General features: G+C 40.7%; 18 protein-coding genes, 1 pseudogene, 1 riboswitch and 1 other annotated feature. Of the genes and pseudogenes, 4 read left to right on the top strand and 15 right to left on the bottom strand.

Going from position 1 to position 16,863, the window contains the following annotated elements; genetic code table 11:
- Window positions 1-14: 14 nt before the first annotated feature.
- Window positions 15-1,415 carry an alanine/glycine:cation symporter family protein gene (locus B5F08_RS01930; protein WP_087376135.1) on the top strand — a complete coding sequence of 467 codons (1,401 nt, stop codon included), beginning with the start codon at window positions 15-17 and terminating at the stop codon, window positions 1,413-1,415.
- A 212-nt stretch (window positions 1,416-1,627) separates the two neighbouring features.
- On the top strand, window positions 1,628-2,008 hold the full coding sequence (locus tag B5F08_RS01925; RefSeq protein ID WP_087376134.1) for a BlaI/MecI/CopY family transcriptional regulator: 381 nt from the start codon (window positions 1,628-1,630) through the stop codon (window positions 2,006-2,008).
- Between the two features lie 117 nt (window positions 2,009-2,125).
- On the opposite strand, the gene B5F08_RS01920 is transcribed toward B5F08_RS01925, so the two are convergent.
- From B5F08_RS01920 to yfmF, 12 genes are all read right to left on the bottom strand, one after another.
- Window positions 2,126-2,986, bottom strand: a complete 861-nt coding sequence (locus B5F08_RS01920) for a YitT family protein (protein ID WP_087376133.1) — start codon at window positions 2,984-2,986, stop codon at window positions 2,126-2,128.
- Window positions 2,987-3,001: 15 nt separating this feature from the next.
- Window positions 3,002-3,409 carry a Mini-ribonuclease 3 gene (locus B5F08_RS01915; RefSeq protein WP_087376132.1) on the bottom strand — a complete coding sequence of 136 codons (408 nt, stop codon included), beginning with the start codon at window positions 3,407-3,409 and terminating at the stop codon, window positions 3,002-3,004.
- 29 nt (window positions 3,410-3,438) lie between these two features.
- Window positions 3,439-4,710 carry a GTPase ObgE gene (gene obgE, locus B5F08_RS01910; protein ID WP_087376131.1) on the bottom strand — a complete coding sequence of 424 codons (1,272 nt, stop codon included), beginning with the start codon at window positions 4,708-4,710 and terminating at the stop codon, window positions 3,439-3,441.
- A gap of 79 nt (window positions 4,711-4,789) precedes the next feature.
- Window positions 4,790-5,095: a hypothetical protein gene (locus B5F08_RS01905; RefSeq protein WP_087376130.1), complete on the bottom strand. Its 306-nt coding sequence runs from the start codon at window positions 5,093-5,095 to the stop codon at window positions 4,790-4,792.
- A gap of 82 nt (window positions 5,096-5,177) precedes the next feature.
- The gene (gene rpmA, locus B5F08_RS01900) at window positions 5,178-5,462 is read right to left on the bottom strand and encodes a 50S ribosomal protein L27 (protein ID WP_087376129.1); all 285 of its coding nucleotides are present in this window, start codon (window positions 5,460-5,462) and stop codon (window positions 5,178-5,180) included.
- Window positions 5,463-5,466: 4 nt separating this feature from the next.
- Window positions 5,467-5,787 (bottom strand): ribosomal-processing cysteine protease Prp, encoded by a 321-nt coding sequence (locus B5F08_RS01895; protein WP_087376128.1) that lies wholly within the window; start codon window positions 5,785-5,787, stop codon window positions 5,467-5,469.
- 2 nt (window positions 5,788-5,789) lie between these two features.
- Window positions 5,790-6,098 (bottom strand): 50S ribosomal protein L21, encoded by a 309-nt coding sequence (gene rplU / locus B5F08_RS01890; RefSeq protein ID WP_087376127.1) that lies wholly within the window; start codon window positions 6,096-6,098, stop codon window positions 5,790-5,792.
- A gap of 14 nt (window positions 6,099-6,112) precedes the next feature.
- Window positions 6,113-6,186: a sequence feature (ribosomal protein L21 leader region), on the bottom strand.
- 20 nt (window positions 6,187-6,206) lie between these two features.
- A complete protein-coding gene (locus B5F08_RS01885; protein ID WP_087376126.1) occupies window positions 6,207-8,441 on the bottom strand; it encodes a ComEC/Rec2 family competence protein in 2,235 nt (744 codons plus the stop codon).
- A gap of 26 nt (window positions 8,442-8,467) precedes the next feature.
- On the bottom strand, window positions 8,468-9,325 hold the full coding sequence (folD, locus tag B5F08_RS01880) for a bifunctional methylenetetrahydrofolate dehydrogenase/methenyltetrahydrofolate cyclohydrolase FolD (RefSeq protein ID WP_087376125.1): 858 nt from the start codon (window positions 9,323-9,325) through the stop codon (window positions 8,468-8,470).
- Window positions 9,313-10,149 (bottom strand): prolipoprotein diacylglyceryl transferase, encoded by an 837-nt coding sequence (gene lgt, locus B5F08_RS01875; protein WP_158096180.1) that lies wholly within the window; start codon window positions 10,147-10,149, stop codon window positions 9,313-9,315. Before lgt ends, folD begins: the two co-directional genes overlap by 13 nt.
- Window positions 10,150-10,187: 38 nt before the next feature.
- Window positions 10,188-11,462, bottom strand: coding sequence for an EF-P 5-aminopentanol modification-associated protein YfmH (gene yfmH, locus B5F08_RS01870; RefSeq protein ID WP_087376123.1), 1,275 nt, complete (start codon window positions 11,460-11,462; stop codon window positions 10,188-10,190).
- Between the two features lie 2 nt (window positions 11,463-11,464).
- On the bottom strand, window positions 11,465-12,742 hold the full coding sequence (gene yfmF, locus B5F08_RS01865; RefSeq protein WP_087376122.1) for an EF-P 5-aminopentanol modification-associated protein YfmF: 1,278 nt from the start codon (window positions 12,740-12,742) through the stop codon (window positions 11,465-11,467).
- 225 nt (window positions 12,743-12,967) lie between these two features.
- A riboswitch (purine riboswitch) is annotated at window positions 12,968-13,064 on the top strand.
- Window positions 13,065-13,128: 64 nt separating this feature from the next.
- Between yfmF and B5F08_RS01860 the strand changes: the two genes are divergently transcribed.
- Together B5F08_RS01860 and B5F08_RS01855 are read left to right on the top strand one after the other, a co-directional pair.
- On the top strand, window positions 13,129-14,523 hold the full coding sequence (locus B5F08_RS01860; protein ID WP_087376121.1) for an NAD(P)/FAD-dependent oxidoreductase: 1,395 nt from the start codon (window positions 13,129-13,131) through the stop codon (window positions 14,521-14,523).
- A gap of 69 nt (window positions 14,524-14,592) precedes the next feature.
- Window positions 14,593-15,090, top strand: a complete 498-nt coding sequence (locus B5F08_RS01855) for a prolyl-tRNA synthetase associated domain-containing protein (RefSeq protein ID WP_087376120.1) — start codon at window positions 14,593-14,595, stop codon at window positions 15,088-15,090.
- A 61-nt stretch (window positions 15,091-15,151) separates the two neighbouring features.
- Here B5F08_RS01855 and B5F08_RS01850 read toward each other — a convergent pair whose 3' ends face one another.
- From B5F08_RS01850 to B5F08_RS01840, 3 genes and pseudogenes are all read right to left on the bottom strand, one after another.
- On the bottom strand, window positions 15,152-16,141 hold the full coding sequence (locus B5F08_RS01850) for an alpha/beta hydrolase (RefSeq protein ID WP_087376119.1): 990 nt from the start codon (window positions 16,139-16,141) through the stop codon (window positions 15,152-15,154).
- 25 nt (window positions 16,142-16,166) lie between these two features.
- Entirely contained in the window at window positions 16,167-16,574 is a 408-nt protein-coding gene (locus B5F08_RS01845; RefSeq protein ID WP_087376118.1) for a cupin domain-containing protein, read from the bottom strand.
- A 12-nt stretch (window positions 16,575-16,586) separates the two neighbouring features.
- Window positions 16,587-16,802, bottom strand: a pseudogene (locus B5F08_RS01840) (flavodoxin); the annotation flags it as partial.
- Window positions 16,803-16,863: the final 61 nt, after the last annotated feature.

Raw genomic sequence — 16,863 nt, 5'->3', positions numbered from 1 at the left:
AACTGAAATAAAAAATGCCTTCGTCACATATAAATGTTTTAAAGCGTTTATATGTCCGGAGGCTTTTTATGTTTCTGCAATTCTTTACATACATAAATGATTTCTTATGGAATAACTTTCTTATTATTCTGCTTCCCGCAATACATATTTATAATACGGTAAAAACCGGATTTGTACAAAAAAGACTTTTTAAAGGAATACGGCTTTCAATGAAACGGACAGATTCAGGCGACGGCATAAGCCCTTTTAAAGCACTTACCTGCACCCTGGCTTCAACAATAGGCACAGGAAATATCATAGGTGTTGGCACAGCAATTGTTTTGGGCGGGCCGGGAGCTGTTTTCTGGTGCTGGATTGGAGGTTTACTGGGAATTGCCACCAAATACGCCGAAACCTATCTTGCGGTAAAATACAGAACAAAGACCAAAGACGGCTCTTACCGAGGCGGCGCAATGTATCTTTTAAAAAACCAGCTTAACATGCCCATAAGCGCTGTTTTGTTCTCGGTTTTCGGACTTGCCGCTTCCTTTGGAATAGGCTGTGCAGTACAGACTGGTGCTATTTCTCAGACGTTAAAAAACTGTTTTTCAGACACTGTTTTGCTGTCCGTTTCAGAAATAAACATAACCGCCGTGGAGCTTTTCACAGGAATTGCCGCAGGCTTACTGTGCTCGGTTTCAATTATCGGCGGTGTAAAATCTGTTTCAAAAATATCAGAAATTCTTGTTCCCGCTATGGCTTTGCTTTATACAGGAGGATGTCTGTTTTTACTTTTTGCAAACAGACATTATCTTCCCGACGCATTTGCCTCTATTCTCAGTGAAGCTTTCGGTTTTAAAAGTATTGCCGGAGGGTTTACCGGAGCTTTATTTATAAATGCCTGCCGCTACGGAATTTCCAAAGGACTTTTTTCCGGAGAGTCTGGAATGGGCTCAGCGCCTTTGATATCTGTTGAAGCTCAGACAGACTCTCCGGACACTATAGCTCTCATAACCTCTACGGGAACATTTTGGGACACAGGTGTTTTGTGTTTTCTAACTGGCCTTACCGCTGTGACCACCGCAATCGCCACGGGAATAGACATCTCCTCTGTTGACGGAGAAGCTCTTATGTACTTTGTTTTTTCAAAAATTCCTTACGCAGGAAAGCTAATAATCGTTACATGTATTTTATTTTTTGCTTTTACCACATTGTTGGGATGGAGCTGTTACGGGGAAAAATGCTGTATCTTTCTATTTGGAGAAAAGTCAGTAGGAAAATTTCGCTATTTATGGGTTATTGCTTCAATTATTTCTCCTTTTGTCCCCATGATTTTTATATGGTGTCTTTCCGATTTATTTAACGGACTTATGACAATTCCTAATATAGTAGCAGTATTTTTATTATCCAATGATATTAAAAATAACCAAATATAACTTATATAAGTGTTAAAATTAGTCCTGATATAGGAGCTAAAACATTTATAAAAAACAATATTATATACATAATTATACTAAAAATATACATATTCGTTTAAAAAAACCTGTATTTCAATTGACAATATGACATTATAATTATATAATAATAGTGATATATTTTTATTTGGTGAATTGTGTTCTACTATAAAAATGAGAAGGAGTTAATAAATATGTTGACAAAAAGTGAAGAGGAAATCTTGGACTTACTTTGGACAGAAAATAGACCCATGACAAGTACTGAAATTGTCAATTTATCAGTAAACAGAACTTGGAAAAAAAGCTATATTCATCTTTTGATCAACTCCCTGTTAAAGAAGGAAGTAATCAAAGTTGAGGGATTTGTAAAAACCACAAAAAACTATGCCAGAACTTTTGTACCTGTGTTCACAAGAGAAGAATATGCGGTTAAGCAATTTACAGACAGCAGCGAGTTTAATAAAGGCTCAAAAGAAAATCTTTTTGCGGCTCTTATAGAAAATACAGATGACCCACAGGTTATTGATAAATTGGAAAAGATGCTTGAGCGAAAAAAACAGGAACTCAAATGCTGATATTCTTCTCACTTGTATGCAATGCTTTTTTGGGGGAAATATGCTTTGCATACATTTTTTAATATACATATAAAAACGGGAATGTATTTAAAAGTACATTCCCGTTTAGTATTTTAATTATCTGTTTCTGAAACCTTTGCCCATTATATTTTCCGCATCGGTTACAACTATAAAGGACATGCGGTCGATGTTTTCGGCTATTCTTCTCACCTTATAAACCTGACGTGGTCTTAATGCGCACAAAACAACCTTTTTATCGTCCCCTGTATATCCTCCCTTACCGTCAATAACAGTTACACTTCTCTCTACATTTTCGATTATCTCTTTGGTTATCTCAGCATACTTTGAGGTTATGATAAACATAAGCTTTCCGTTGTCCCTGGCAAAACCCTTTGTAACCGTATCTATAACCTTAACGCTAAGGAAAATAGAAATTGATGTGTACATTGCGCTCTCTATTCCGCCGTAAACAGGTATTGTGGCAAAAATTATAAGAGCGTCTGCCAGTAATATCAGTTTGCCTACAGAAAGAAAAGGAAGATGCTTGTGAATATTCTGAGCTACAATATCCACACCGCCGGTTGAACCGCCACGATAGAAAATCAGACCCAAACCACAGCCGCTTAATATTCCTCCGAACATGGCCGCCAGCAGCTTTTCGCCGTGATAACCTGTAGTAAATGATGAAATAACATCAATCGCCACAGATGACACCACTATGGCCACCACAGTTTTTGCAAGGTAGCTTTTACCGTTTTCGACAAGTCCCCATATAAGCAGAGGTATATTCATAATCATTGTTGTTATACCTATAGGTGTGTTGAATACGAAATTAAGCATAATCGACACACCGGTCAGTCCGCCCTGGGCTATATTATTTGGAGCTGTAAAACAACTTACTGCCACCGCATAAATAAGACTTCCGAAAATTATGGTTGTCCAATCTGTAATATCGTGAAAAAACCTTTTCTTTGTCATAAAACAAACCTCCTTTTAAAGAAGTTCTTCCTTTACGGCAAAATCGAATATTTCAGTTATCCTGTCTATTTTATTTTGAAGATACAAAAATCCAAGCAAGGCTTCAAAGCCTGTTGCGCTGTGATAATCGGCAGCGCTGGAATTTTTCGGAACATTATTCACTGTGGAATTTCTTCCACGCTTGTACACTGACATTTCCTCTTCCGTCAGGAAATCCGCATCCAAAAGCTTTTTCATAGCCTTTGACTGAGCCTGACAGCATACCACCGAAATTTTAAGCCTGTTAAGCTCTCCAACCGGTCTGTTTGCCTGTGTAACAAGAAAATCACGAATAAGCAAGTCGTAAACCCCGTCACCCAAAAAAGCAAGGGTCAAAGGAGATACAGACTTTGCACGACATTCCTTATCTATAAACTTCTCCATCTTTTCTCCTCTTTGCGTCTAAATCCCTATTACTCAACGAAATCAAATTCCAAATCATAGATTGAAACCGTATCGCCTTCGTTTATTCCAGCCTCACGGAGAGCGTCGATAACGCCGCTGTTTATGAGAACTTTCTGGAAATAGTTAAGGCTTTCGTAATCGTCAAAGTTTACGGACTTAATGACATTGAGAAGCCATTTACCCTCAACAAAATAAATACCGTCGTGTACGGTGATTTTAACATCGTGTCTGCCGACATTTTCTGCCGCAACAACCGGCACAGGCTCTGCCTCGTAAACCGCTATAGGCGGAAGCTTTGAGAGCATCTCCTGAATTTTATTGAGAAGAGGATCAACATCATATCTGATAGCCGCCATAATTGGAAAGAACATGTAACCTTTTTCCTCGACGTAGTTTTTAAAATTCTCTATTTGTTCATCTGTTGCAAGGTCGCATTTGTTTCCGGCTACAAGCATTGGACGTTTGGCAAGCTCCGGGTTAAACTTTTCAAGCTCTCTGTTTATTATTTCAAAATCCTCAATAGGGTCTCTTCCCTCACTGCCGGAAATATCCACAATATGAACAAGCAGTCTGCATCTTTCAACATGTCTTAAAAACTGGTGTCCCAGTCCTGTGCCTTCCCATGCGCCTTCGATAAGACCCGGAATATCAGCCATTACAAATGAGCTTCCCTCGCCCATTGAAACAACTCCCAGAACAGGTGTTATTGTGGTAAAGTGGTAGTTGGCTATAACCGGCTTTGCCTGAGAAACAACGGAAACAAGTGTTGATTTTCCTACATTTGGAAAACCGACCAAGCCAACGTCAGCCAAAAGCTTCAGCTCAAGCTGAACGTCGAACTCTTCGCCCGGAAGTCCAGGCTTTGCAAAACGTGGAGTTTGTCTTGTCGGAGTTGCGAAATGGGTATTTCCCCAGCCGCCTTTTCCGCCTCTTGCCACAACTACAGGCTCTTTTGTGGAAACGTCAGCCATAAGTCTGCCTGTTTCCGCATCCTTAACAAGCGTTCCTATAGGCACATGTATAATAAGGTCCGGTGCATTTTTTCCGTTTCTGCGTGCCGCTTTTCCGTTTTCACCCTTTTGTGCCAGATATTTTCTTTTGTATCTGAAATCAGCTAGGGTGGAAAGGTTGCTGTCGGCTACAAAAACTATATTGCCGCCCTTGCCGCCGTCTCCGCCGTCAGGGCCGCCGGAAGCAATATATTTTTCTCTGTGAAAAGACACAGCGCCGTCTCCGCCGTCGCCTGCCTTAATTTTAATTTTTGCTACATCTACAAACATATATACCTCCCAAAGGCAAAAAATCCTTTAATATTATCTTGCTTACATGCAAAATATTTCTAAATCATTTATATAAACTCTATTTTATTTCTTTTTTGTCAGGGTTTTTATCTTCCTTTTCGGATTTACGTGTTCTCACAAAATCTCTTATGAGGAAAAATTCAGCTGCAGCTCCTCCGCATATTCCAAGTACAAGAAAAAGCCAGTTTTGCTCTTTCACCGCATGGAAACACCAGACAAAAACCACGGCTATAACGGAAAGTGACCACCAAATGTTGCCAACCGAGGCTTTGACTTTCTGTGTGGGGAACTTTGCGCTGAAAAAAGGAAAGTACCAATACTTTTTATTATTGTCTTTTTTATTTCTGTTATTAAATTCTTTCATCTTATCACTTATTAAAGGGATAAAAGGTTAAACAATAAGGGCGGATAAATTATATCCGCCCCAAAGGTTTTGTGTTAATAAATTACTGCTCAACAGGATAAACGCTTGCACGCTTTCTGTCCTTGCCTACACGCTCGAAACGAACAACGCCGTCAACCTTAGCAAAGAGAGAATCGTCAGAACCTCTGCCAACATTCACACCCGGGTGAATGTGTGTGCCTCTCTGCTTAACAAGGATATTTCCTGCAAGAACGTGCTGACCGTCTGCACGCTTAACGCCAAGACGCTTTGACTCACTGTCACGGCCGTTCTTTGTAGAACCCATACCTTTTTTATGAGCGAACAACTGGATATTTATCTTCAACATTACCTTACACCTCCGAAATTTTAACTTTAATGAAATTTTGATACTGCTCTGAAAGAGCCAGCACATGGAGCTTTAAACCCTCGGTTATCACCGAACACTTTAAAGCGTCCTGCAAACTCAGTTTTAAAACAAGAAAACCATCGGACAAATCAATCTCAGGCTTTGCGCCGATTACATCGGTTATAGTGTTTGCAGCCATATAAGCCGCTGAACTCACCGCTGCGCAGACAATGTCGCTTCCGCTTTCACTGTAGCCGGAATGACCTTTTATGGAAAACTCCACAATGCCCGTGCCTTTTCTTTGTTTAAACTCCGCTGCAATCATAATCAGCCGTTGATTGAGTTAATCTCAACCTTTGTGTAAGGCTGTCTGTGACCCATTTTTCTCTTCTCGCCCTTCTTTGGCTTGTAGGTCATAACATTGATTTTCTTGCCCTTACCGTTCTTGAGAACTGTGCCTGTAACTGTTGCACCCTCAACATAAGGAGCGCCAACCTTAATACCGTCGTCAGAACCAAGAGCTACAACTTTGAAATCAACTGTTGCATTTTCCTCTGCTGCAAGCTTTTCAACGAAGATAACGCTGCCGTTCTCTACTTTGTACTGCTTGCCGCCTGTTTCGATAACTGCGTACATAATTTAAGTACCATTCCTTTATTCAGACTCGCTACCGTGGGCGGGGCATACCTCTTCTAAGCCCACAATATGCGGCTTATATACTATACCATAACAAAAGGCTGATTGTCAATGGCTTTTTTCATTTTTCCTGGACATATTTAAAACCACGTTTTCATCCTTTGTTTTCGCCGTAAAATCGTAGTTTATCAGGTTTGTTCCTTTATAGTCATCGTCGCTTGTGTCCACAAAAATCATACAGCTTAAAAGCTGAGAATTTTTAATATTTCCGCCGCCCACAATGATGTCGGCATATCTGTATTCCTCAGGAAGATTTTCAATATCTGCCATTTTGGGAATTATCAAAAGGCTGTAGCCCTCGGAAATCCTCACATACTGATAGAAACCGTTGCCCTCTTTTATGTATTTGATAATTGCTTTGTTCCAGAGAGTCGCTTCTCCTGTATCCTGCTGTAAATAGGTCACATTTCCGTTTTCATCTATTGCGTTTATTGTTTCCTCGTCGGTCTTTTCGTTGTGATAGAAAAGCACGTTTTCTGCGCCTATCTCCTGCAAAAGTTCATCTGCATATATGCCGGAATTTTTATAGTTCTCAGTTACCGCCAGAAAGCTGAGTTTTCCCTTTACCGTGCTTTCTATATAGCTGATAACCTCGTCATCGAAGTTGTATTTTCCGGCAGTGGAAAGCATGGCACTTTTGTTGTCTATGGTAAGCAGTACTGTGTTTCCTCCCCCGTTTCTTAAAACGTGGAGCTTCATGGTTCCAATACCCCACAGGTTTCCTGCAAGAATACACGCAACCAAAATTGTAAAGCTTGCGGTCACAATGGGCAAAACCGAGCCAAATTTTTTCTTGAAGCGTCCGCCGACTGCAAACATAGCCACAGTTATTATTACCCAGAAGATATAAAAATTATCTTTAACGTCTATCTTGCTGAAAGGAAGCTCGCCCAGGAATTTAACTGTATTCAGCACATAGCCGGAAAGTATCTGACTTATAAATCCGAAAGCTGCTGAAATGTATACAAAAAATCCGGCAAATCCCGAAAGCACCGCAAACAAGACAAAAAGCAAAGCGCAGATTATGATAGGTGAAGAAAGAGGAACTATCAAAAGGTTTGTAACAATTCCCACCAATGATATCTCCTGAAAGAACCAAACCTGCAAAGGCAGTACGCCTATTGTGGCGCTTAGAGATACGGAAACACAGGACAAAACTATATCTGTAAAACTTCCGATAAATTTCTTTTCCTTTATAACCTCAAACCAACCGCCTTTTAGAAAAGCGTTTATTCTTCCGTTCCAAAGCAAAATACCCAAGGTCGCCGTAACCGACAAAAGAAGTCCTATATTTCCTCCGGCATATGGGTTTGCAGCTGTCAGTATGAGAACCGCCAAACCCAAAGACGAAAAAGAGTCCGGTTTACGGTTAAACAGCATACCGATTACGTAAACTATAAACATAACGCCTGCACGGACTACCGACGGTGAAAATCCCGTAATTCCCATGTAAAGGACTATCACCGCGCATGAACCGAACACATACAGGAACTTATTTTTCAAAAGCTTTCTCAGTATAAAGAGAAAACACATTCCCACCACAGACATATGAAGACCGGACACAACAATAAAATGGGAAACACCGGATTTTCTGAAGCTTTCTATTGTGTATTCCGGCATCTGTGATTTATCCCCTAAAACAAGAGCTTTGAAAAAAGAGGAATTTTCCTCGGTCATTCCATTGTCGAAAATATGGGAAATACTTTCCCTTATCTGTGACGAAAGCTTGTAAAGGGAAAAGCCTGTAAACTTTTCAACTTCTATTCCGAAATTTGTTTCAGCCTTAACTGTGAAATTTATTCCATTTGAGATATAGTAGCTGTTGTCAGTGTTTAAAAGGGTCATATCCGTTGATATTATATCTCCGATGTCTGCGTCTATGTAAAGGGGACAGCTTAAAATCACTCCTGCGCTGACCTCTTCATCATCGATTGTCAAAGTTTCCAGGGTGTAATAATATCTTTCATATTTGTATTCCGGCTTTTCACATACCCTTGCGGTTACATAACAATCTGTATCGCCGTACTTCTCCCTTAAAGGAACAAAATAACAATCCGTATGCACTGTATAGGAGATAACGCCCAAAAGCATGGCAAGGCACACCATAAATTTATCAAAAGGCACTTTAACCCTTTTCTTCAAAAGGAGTTTGACTGTCAGGGCGATTGCAAAACAAATGGCGAAAATCAAAACCGCCCACAAAAACAAAGAGGACTTGACATAAAAAGCCGTGGCTATAACAGCAAGATAGGTTATTCCCAAACACGCCAACGGTCTTTTCATTTCAAGCCCTCATTTTTTAATATTTTTTATTCTTCAATTCCGTTCTGAAGCTTTGCGGCTTTCAGAGTATTTTTCATAAGCATAGCTATTGTCATAGGACCTACTCCGCCCGGAACAGGTGTAATAGCTTCCGCTTTATCCTTTACATTTTCAAAGTCTACATCTCCGCAGAGCTTGCCGTTTTCGTCACGGTTCATGCCAACATCGATTACTACAGCTCCCTCTTTTACCATATCCGCTGTTACAAATTTAGCCTTTCCTATAGCTGCAACGAGAATGTCAGCCTTTGCGCAGATTTCCTTGAGGTTTACTGTTCTGCTGTGGCAGATTGTAACTGTTCCGTGCTTATGGAGCAAAAGCATTGCCATAGGCTTGCCCACAATATTGCTTCTTCCGATAACCACACAGTTTTTAGATTTCGGGTCGATGTCGTATTCCTTGAGCATTTCCATAACGCCTGCCGGAGTACATGGGAGAAAATCGTAATCGCCTATCATAATTTTACCCACGTTTACCGCATTAAAGGCGTCAACGTCTTTTAACGGACTTATAGCCTCTATAACCTGCTTTTCATCCAAATGCTTCGGCAAAGGAAGCTGAACCAAAATTCCGTTTATTTCCTTGTCGTTGTTAAGCTCATTTACAAGGTCTAAAAGCTCCTGCTGTGTTGTTTCCTCAGGAAGCGCATATTCTCTTGAAATAAAGCCAACCTCTGCACAGGCCTTTTTCTTATTGTTTACATAAACTCTGGAAGCAGGGTCATTTCCCACAATTACAACCGCAAGTCCTACGCTTACACCCTTTTCCTTGAGTTCTTCTGTTTCTTTGGCAACATTGGCTCTTACCTTTGCAGAAACCAGCTTGCCGTCTATTATTCTTGACATTTTAAATGCGCTCCTTTCAGTTTGTTCTTATTTCTTAAACCAAATACAATCAACAGGATAATTCCCAAAACCATTATTGCAAAGGACAACACCTGTGAAACTCTTGGTGTGTATCCGAAAATTGAAAAATGCATGTAAAGGCTGTCTGTTCTCAAGCCCTCTACAATCATTCTTTCAAATCCGTACCAAACCATATACATGAAGAAAATCTGTCCGTGATATTTGTAGAATTTTTTGCTGACAAAATGCAAAATCACAAATCCCAGCAAGCACCAGATTGACTCGTACAGGAAACATGGATGAACTCCCACTCCTCCGGTGTTCTCGCTTACCATTCTCCAAGGCAGGTCTGTAGGAGTTCCGAAAGCTTCCTGATTCATAAAGTTACCCCAGCGGCCTATTCCCTGTCCTATGAGAAAACCTAAAGCCACTAAATCCAATATATTCATTATTTTTTGTTTTTGAAGTTTTGCAACCAGGCATCCCGAGGCAAGTGCTCCGATTATGCCCCCGTATATTGCCAAGCCTCCGTCGTGTATCTGAATAATTTTCAGCAGGTCTCCTGCGTATCTGTCCCATTCAAAAAACACATAGTAAAGTCTTGCTCCGATTACACCGAAAACAAGTCCAACTATTACGCAGTTAAAAAGCTTGTCTTTGTTTATTTCAAATCTGTCCGCCGTCTTAAAGGCATACAGCATTGCAAGAACCATTCCTACTGCAATTATAATTCCATACCAGTATATTTTATAATCGCCTATCTGAAAGGCAACCGGATTTATTGTAAATTCCCATCCAAAACCCGGAAAACTAACATTGTACATAGAGTCACCGTCCATTCCCTTAATTCAACCCTTTAAAATTACTGCTTCTGAGGCACAATCACTGACAGCACGCTTCTGTCTGTCATAAGCATATTGTCAAGGCGTTTTTTAGCTCCGTCCATATCGGCATTGGCCACAGCGTTGGCATAGTTAAAGAGGTTTCCTCCGAACAATGCACAGTCCATAAGGGCGTTTCCTATAAATGAAGGTGAATTAAAGGAACCTATTAAATCACCGTAAACGGTTTTCTTTGCTATTTCAAAATCTTCCTCTTCAAAACCATCTCTCTTGACCTTTTCAATATAGTCTTTAATCATCTTTGCCACTTTTTCAGGCTCACGGGATTCTCCGGAAAGAATTGAAACCGCATATCCAGGACCCTCGCTGAATTCATAGCAGAATGAGGAGTTTATAAGTCCGGCGTCAAGAAGCCGGGTGTAAAGCTTGCCGGTAGAGGAAAAAAGCATTGTCATTACAATTTCATTTAAAGCCGCTTCTTCATCTGAAAGCTTTTTGCTTCCGTTTTCCTTAAATCCCAAATTAAAGAGTGGGACTGCTACAGGGAATTCCTGCTCCACATAATCTTTGGAAACTCCCTCGCTTTCAGGCTCAAAGAAGGATTCAACCTTTTTAGGCTTCTGCTCCTTTAAAACCTCGTCGGCGATTTTCAAAACTGTTTCCATGTCTGCGTTTCCTGCAACGCAAAGAGCCATGTTGCTGAGATTATAGAAAGTGTTGTAGCACTGATAAAGTAAATCCGCTGTTATGTGGGAAATTGACTCCACTGTTCCGGCTATATCAATTTTTACCGGGTGCTTTTCGTACATAGCCTCAAGCATATTGAACATTACACGCCAGTCCGGGCTGTCGTCGTACATTTTTATTTCCTGTCCGATTATGCCCTGCTCTTTCTGAACTGTCTGAGGTGTAAAGTAAGGTGATGTTACAAAATCCAAAAGTATTCTCAGGCTGTCCTCAAAATTATCGGAGCATGAGAAAAGATAACAGGTCTTACTAAAGCTTGTATAGGCGTTGGCGTTTGCGCCTGTTTTTGCGTATCTTGCAAAAGCGTCTCCATCCTCGCTTTCAAAAAGCTTATGCTCAAGATAATGGGCTATACCGTCGGGAACGGTTACCTTTTCTCCTCCGTCAACGCTGAAGCATCTATTGACGCTTCCATACTTTGTGCCGAATATGGCATAGGTGCTTCTGTATCCCTCTTTAGGGAACACATATATATCAAGTCCCGATTTATGGGTTGTTTTATAGTATTTTTCGGACAGCGCCGGTGACACTATTTCTTCTATTTTCATTTTCATCCTTCTTTCTGGTTTCCTTTAAGAACATAAATTGTATCGGTTTTCAAAAGGTTTGCAGCCTCTACAACCTGTTCCTTTGTAACCTTCATAATACCTTCCAGCTTTTCGTCAAGGTTTTTAAAGCTGTTTTCAAACACCTGAGAGCTGTACCATGCTTCTATGCCGTCTACAGAGTCGTCAAGTGTTCTGAATGAATCGCAAAGACTGAGCTTTGCAGACTCCATTTCAAAGTCTGAAATGTTGCCCTTTTTCATTTCCTCTATTTCTGCAAATATGGCTTCCTTTGCCTTTTCGATGTTTTCGCTTTCAACGCCGCTTTCTATTCTCAAGATACCCTTTCTTCCGTCGTATCTTGAAGAGCAGTAATAGCAAAGGCTCAGCTTTTCTCTTACATTGTTAAAAAGCTTTGAATGTGCTGTGCCTCCTAAAACTGTGCTCATAAGCTTCATGGCGTCTGCTCTCGGGTCAAGTGAGTCAACTCCGGTTCTCATTCCTATAATAAGCTTTGACTGGGAAAGCTCCATTTCCTCGGTTACGTTCTTTACCTCTTTTACATCGGAAACCACTTTATTTTCAAGCTTTGCAGGCTGTCTTTCCACATTTGAAAATGCTTTTTCAAAAACATTTCTTGCCTCTTCTGCGCCCTTGCCGCCTACAAAGAAAATTTCAAATCTGGCGGTTTTCAAAAGCTCCTGCCATCCATTATAGAGGTTTTCACAGTCGATTTTATTTATTGTGTCAACGCCGCCGTGTCTTGTAATTCCGTAAGGCTCACCCTCGCACATTATCTCTGTGCATCTCAAAGCGGCGTAAACCTGCTTGTCGTTAAACTGTGCGTCTATATACTCTATAAGCTGTCTGCGCTCCTGCTCCAAATCCTCACTGTCAAATTTTCCGTCTTTTACTTTCGGCTTAAACAGCACCTCACAAAGAAGCTTTGAAACCTCCTCTGCAACGCTTTCACCGCCCAAAGCAAATCTATCGTCTATTGCGGAAACCACAAGCTTCAAAGTTCTTACGTCGCCGCTTTTATTGGCTCCTCCGCTTACTGTTGCTCCGTAAAGACTTCCAAGCTTTCTGCTGAACTGCATAAGGGTCGGATATTCCTCACAGGATTTAGTGAGAACCTGAGAAAGCATAGCTGACATTGCGGCTGATTCCCTTGTAAGAGGAATATAAGCCGTACAGCTTAATTTCATTGTTTTAAATCTTTCCACCGTCACGCTGTTAAAAAACACGTTTGGGGCGATTTCCTTTCTTTCAATATTTGTCATTTTACCAACTCCAAAATAAATTTAAGGGATTTAACCCAACTATAATTTCAAAATATTACCTGTTAATTTATTTATTATACCACAACTCACAGGCTTTTAAAAGCGTTTGAAAAAATATAGTAATTCAGGTATAAAAAATCTTATTTCTATTGAAAAAGTGGCAGAAATTTTATATAATAAAGCTGAAAAGTATACAAAAAGCTATTGACAACTACACGCAAATATGATAATATCTTTGAGTTTGATTATATAAATTCACATTGACGGGTGAATGTTTCTACCGGCTGCCTTTCAGCTGACTATAATCTATCCTTTGCGGGTAAATTATATTGTCAGGAAAGGCTTTTTTTATGCCATTTTCATTTTTATTAAGGAGAGGATATTTTATGAAATCAAATTATGACGTAATAATTATAGGCGCAGGCCCTGCCGGAATTTTTACAGCTATTGAAATGTTAAAGTGCGGTTCTCAGAAGAAAATTTTAATTATCGAAAAAGGAAGCGCCATTGAAAACAGACGCTGTCCGAAACACATAACAGGAAAATGCATGAACTGCAAGCCTTACTGCCACATAACCACCGGATTTTCAGGAGCCGGCGCTTTTTCCGACGGAAAGCTTTCTCTTAGTCCTGAAGTAGGCGGAGATTTGCCCGACCTTATCGGAGAAAATCTCGCCGCTGAAACTATCGCCTACACAGATAAAATCTATCTTGAATTCGGAGCAGATACAAAGATTGAGGGTATCGGAAACGACGACGCTGTTAAGAGAATAAGAAAAAGAGCCATTCAGGCGGGACTTAAACTTGTGGACTGTCCTATACGCCATTTGGGCACTGAAAAGGCTCAGGAAATCTACTACGCCATTGAGCAGCATCTCCTGAAAAACGGCGTTGACATGATGTTTGGCACAGAATGTGAGGACATAATTTTAGAGGACGGAAAATGTCTCGGTGTAAGACTTAACACCAAAGAGGGCAAGGTGGAAATAAAGGCTCCTCACACCGTTGTGGCAACGGGCAGACGTGGCGCAGACTGGCTGGAAAAAATCTGCTATGAACACAAGATAGCTCATCAGCCGGGAACAGTTGACATCGGCGTAAGAGTTGAAGTGAGAAACGAAATCATGGAAACCGTAAACAATGTTTTGTACGAGTCAAAGCTTATCGGCTACCCTGCTCCTTTCAAAAATAAGGTAAGAACCTTCTGCCAAAACCCAGGCGGCTTTGTAAGTCAGGAAAATTACGACAACGACCTTGCAGTTGTAAACGGACATTCCTACAAGGAGCTTAAATCCCAGAATACAAACCTTGCTATTCTCTGTTCTCACAACTTCTCTGAGCCTTTCAATCAGCCTATAGCCTACGCTCAAAAGGTTGGCGAGCTTACCAACATGTTAGGCGACGGAAAAATACTTGTTCAGCGTTTCGGAGATATCCTTGACGGAAAAAGAACATGGGAAAAAGAGCTTTCCCGTTCAAATATCAAGCCTACACTTCCGGACGCAGTAGCAGGCGATATAACAGCCGCTATGCCTTACAGAGCTATGATAAACATAATCAACTTTATTCAGGCGGTTGACCATGTTGTTCCCGGCTTTGCTTCTACCGAAACACTTCTCTATTCTCCGGAACTGAAGTTCTACAGCAACAAGGTAAAGCTTGACAATGACTTTAACACAAACGTGGAGGGACTTCACTGTCTGGGCGATTCCAGCGGCTGGACAAGAGGTCTTATGATGGCTTCCGTTATGGGTGTTTTGATGGGAAGAAAATTAAAGTAATTTTCTGTTGAGTTTTTTTCCATAATGTCTTATAATGTAGCAGAAGTATTATTTAAGGAAGAGAAAACAATGAACAAACAACAGATTTATTACATGCTTGACCATAACGGCTACAACTATTTTTCTGTAGACCATCCGGCGGTTTTCACCATTGAGGAAATGGAAAATTGCAATTTACCATACATGGAATATGTGGCTAAGAATTTATTTTTAAGGGATGACAAAAAAGAGCATTATTACCTTGTGGTTATGACCCACGACAAATCGGCGGATTTGAAAAAGCTCAAGGACGTTATAGGCTCCAGAAAACTCAGCTTCGCATCAGAAGTTGACCTTGCCATTAAGCTCGATTTAATAAAGGGTTCTGTTACTCCTCTTGGAATTTTAAACGATGAGGACAGAAGCGTTGAGGTTATAATCGACAACGACATAATGAACAACGAAAAGGTGGGCGTTCATCCAAACACAAACGAGGCAAGCGTTTGGCTTTCCCCTATGGATATGGTGAAAATTATCGAGGACCACGGAAACAAAATTAAATTTATAGATATTCCCAAAGCAGGATAATTTCATAAAAAGATAAAAGCCTTTCTACAGCTTATAAACACTGTAGAAAGGCTTTTTTATATCAGATTAAATTTTCTTTGAAGAACTTTTCTATCTTGTCAAAAGGAATTGCATTTTTACCGCCGCCGTCGTACAAATCAGTATGCACTGTGTCGGGAATAATCATCAATTCTTTGTTGTCGGGATTAGGATTATTTTTCATCATATTTTCGTAGGCGTCCTTGCTGAAATAGCAGGAATGAGCTTTTTCTCCGTGAATCATAAGCACAGCACTGCGTATTTCATTGCTGTAGCTCAAAATAGGCATATTCATAAATGACATACAGCCTATCACATTCCAGCCATTGTTGGAGTTCAAGGAACGCTTATGATAGCCACGGTTTGTTTTATAATAGTCATAATAATCCTTAACAAAGAAAGGAGCATCCTCAGGCAACGGGTCTACAACCCCTCCGCCCAGCGCATAATTTCCTGATTTAAAATCTGCTGTTCTCTGAGCATTTAAAGCTTTTCTTTTTTCAAAACGAGATTGCTCGCTGTCTTCACTGTCAAAGTAACCTTTAGAGTTTACACGGCTCATATCGTACATTGTGGATGTAACCGTCGCTTTAACCCTTGTATCAAGAGCCGCTGTGTTCAATGCAAGACCGCCCCATCCGCATATACCTATAATTCCAATCTTCTCAGGGTCAACATTTTTCTGTACTGAGAGAAAATCCACAGCCGCCTGAAAGTCCTCTGTATTTATATCAGGTGAAGCCATGTATCTTGGCTCGCCGCCGCTTTCACCTGTAAAGGACGGGTCAAAAGCTATTGTTAAAAATCCTCTTTCTGCCATTGTCTGGGCATAGAGTCCTGACGCCTGCTCCTTAATCGCTCCGAACGGGCCGCAGACTGCAATAGCACTGAGCTTTCCCTCGGCATCCTTAGGCTCGTAAAGGTCAGCCGCCAATGTAATTCCGTAACGGTTTTTAAAGGTCACCTTTCTATGATTTACTTTATCGCTTTTTGGAAATGTTTTATCCCATTCATTTACCAGATTAAGTGTCATTTTTGTTTATCCTCCTTTTTTCTCATTAGAGTTTATCATATTCCTCATCGGAAACCGGTTCGCACCATTCTGTTTTGCAGTTTTCGCCCGGAACTTCCAGCGCTAAATGCTGAAACCAAGAATTTGCCGACGCTCCGTGCCAGTGCTTAACTCCTGCCGGAATATTTACAACGTCGCCGGGCTTGAGTTTCAATGCGGGTTTTCCCCACTCCTGATACCAGCCCTCTCCTGCTGTTACAATAAGCATCTGTCCGCCGTTTTTATCCGCATGATGTATATGCCAGTTATTGCGGCACTTAGGCTCAAAGGTAACATTCCCCACAGGAACCTGCTCTGTAGACAACATATTCAGATAGCTCTGTCCTATAAAATATTGTGCATAGCCGTCGTTTTTATCTCCCATTTTAAAAACACTCAATTCATTAACACTCATGTTAAAACCTCCTTAAATCCAGTTCTCTATGTCTTTTCTTGCTCTGCTCACTCTTCCCCCGTTAATTGCAAGGCCTGCTTCCACCTTTGCTTTCGGGCAAAGCTTTTTAATGTCCTTTACACTTCCGCTTAAACCGCTTCCCTCATGGGTGCAGAAAGGCTTTATTGTTTTTCCGCTGAAATCAAAATGTTCAAGGAAAGTAAATACAGCCATGGGCATAGTGCTCCAATAGTTTGGATACTAAAATGTAGCCCGTCCTCTCCAGCCCTTGAAAACACTGGGCTTAACG

This window comes from Anaeromassilibacillus sp. An172 (assembly GCF_002160515.1).
Taxonomy (GTDB): Bacteria; Bacillota; Clostridia; order Oscillospirales; family Acutalibacteraceae; genus Limousia; species Limousia pullorum.
Note: the sequence above shows the minus strand (reverse complement) of the source record. Positions and strands in the feature narration are given on the sequence as shown.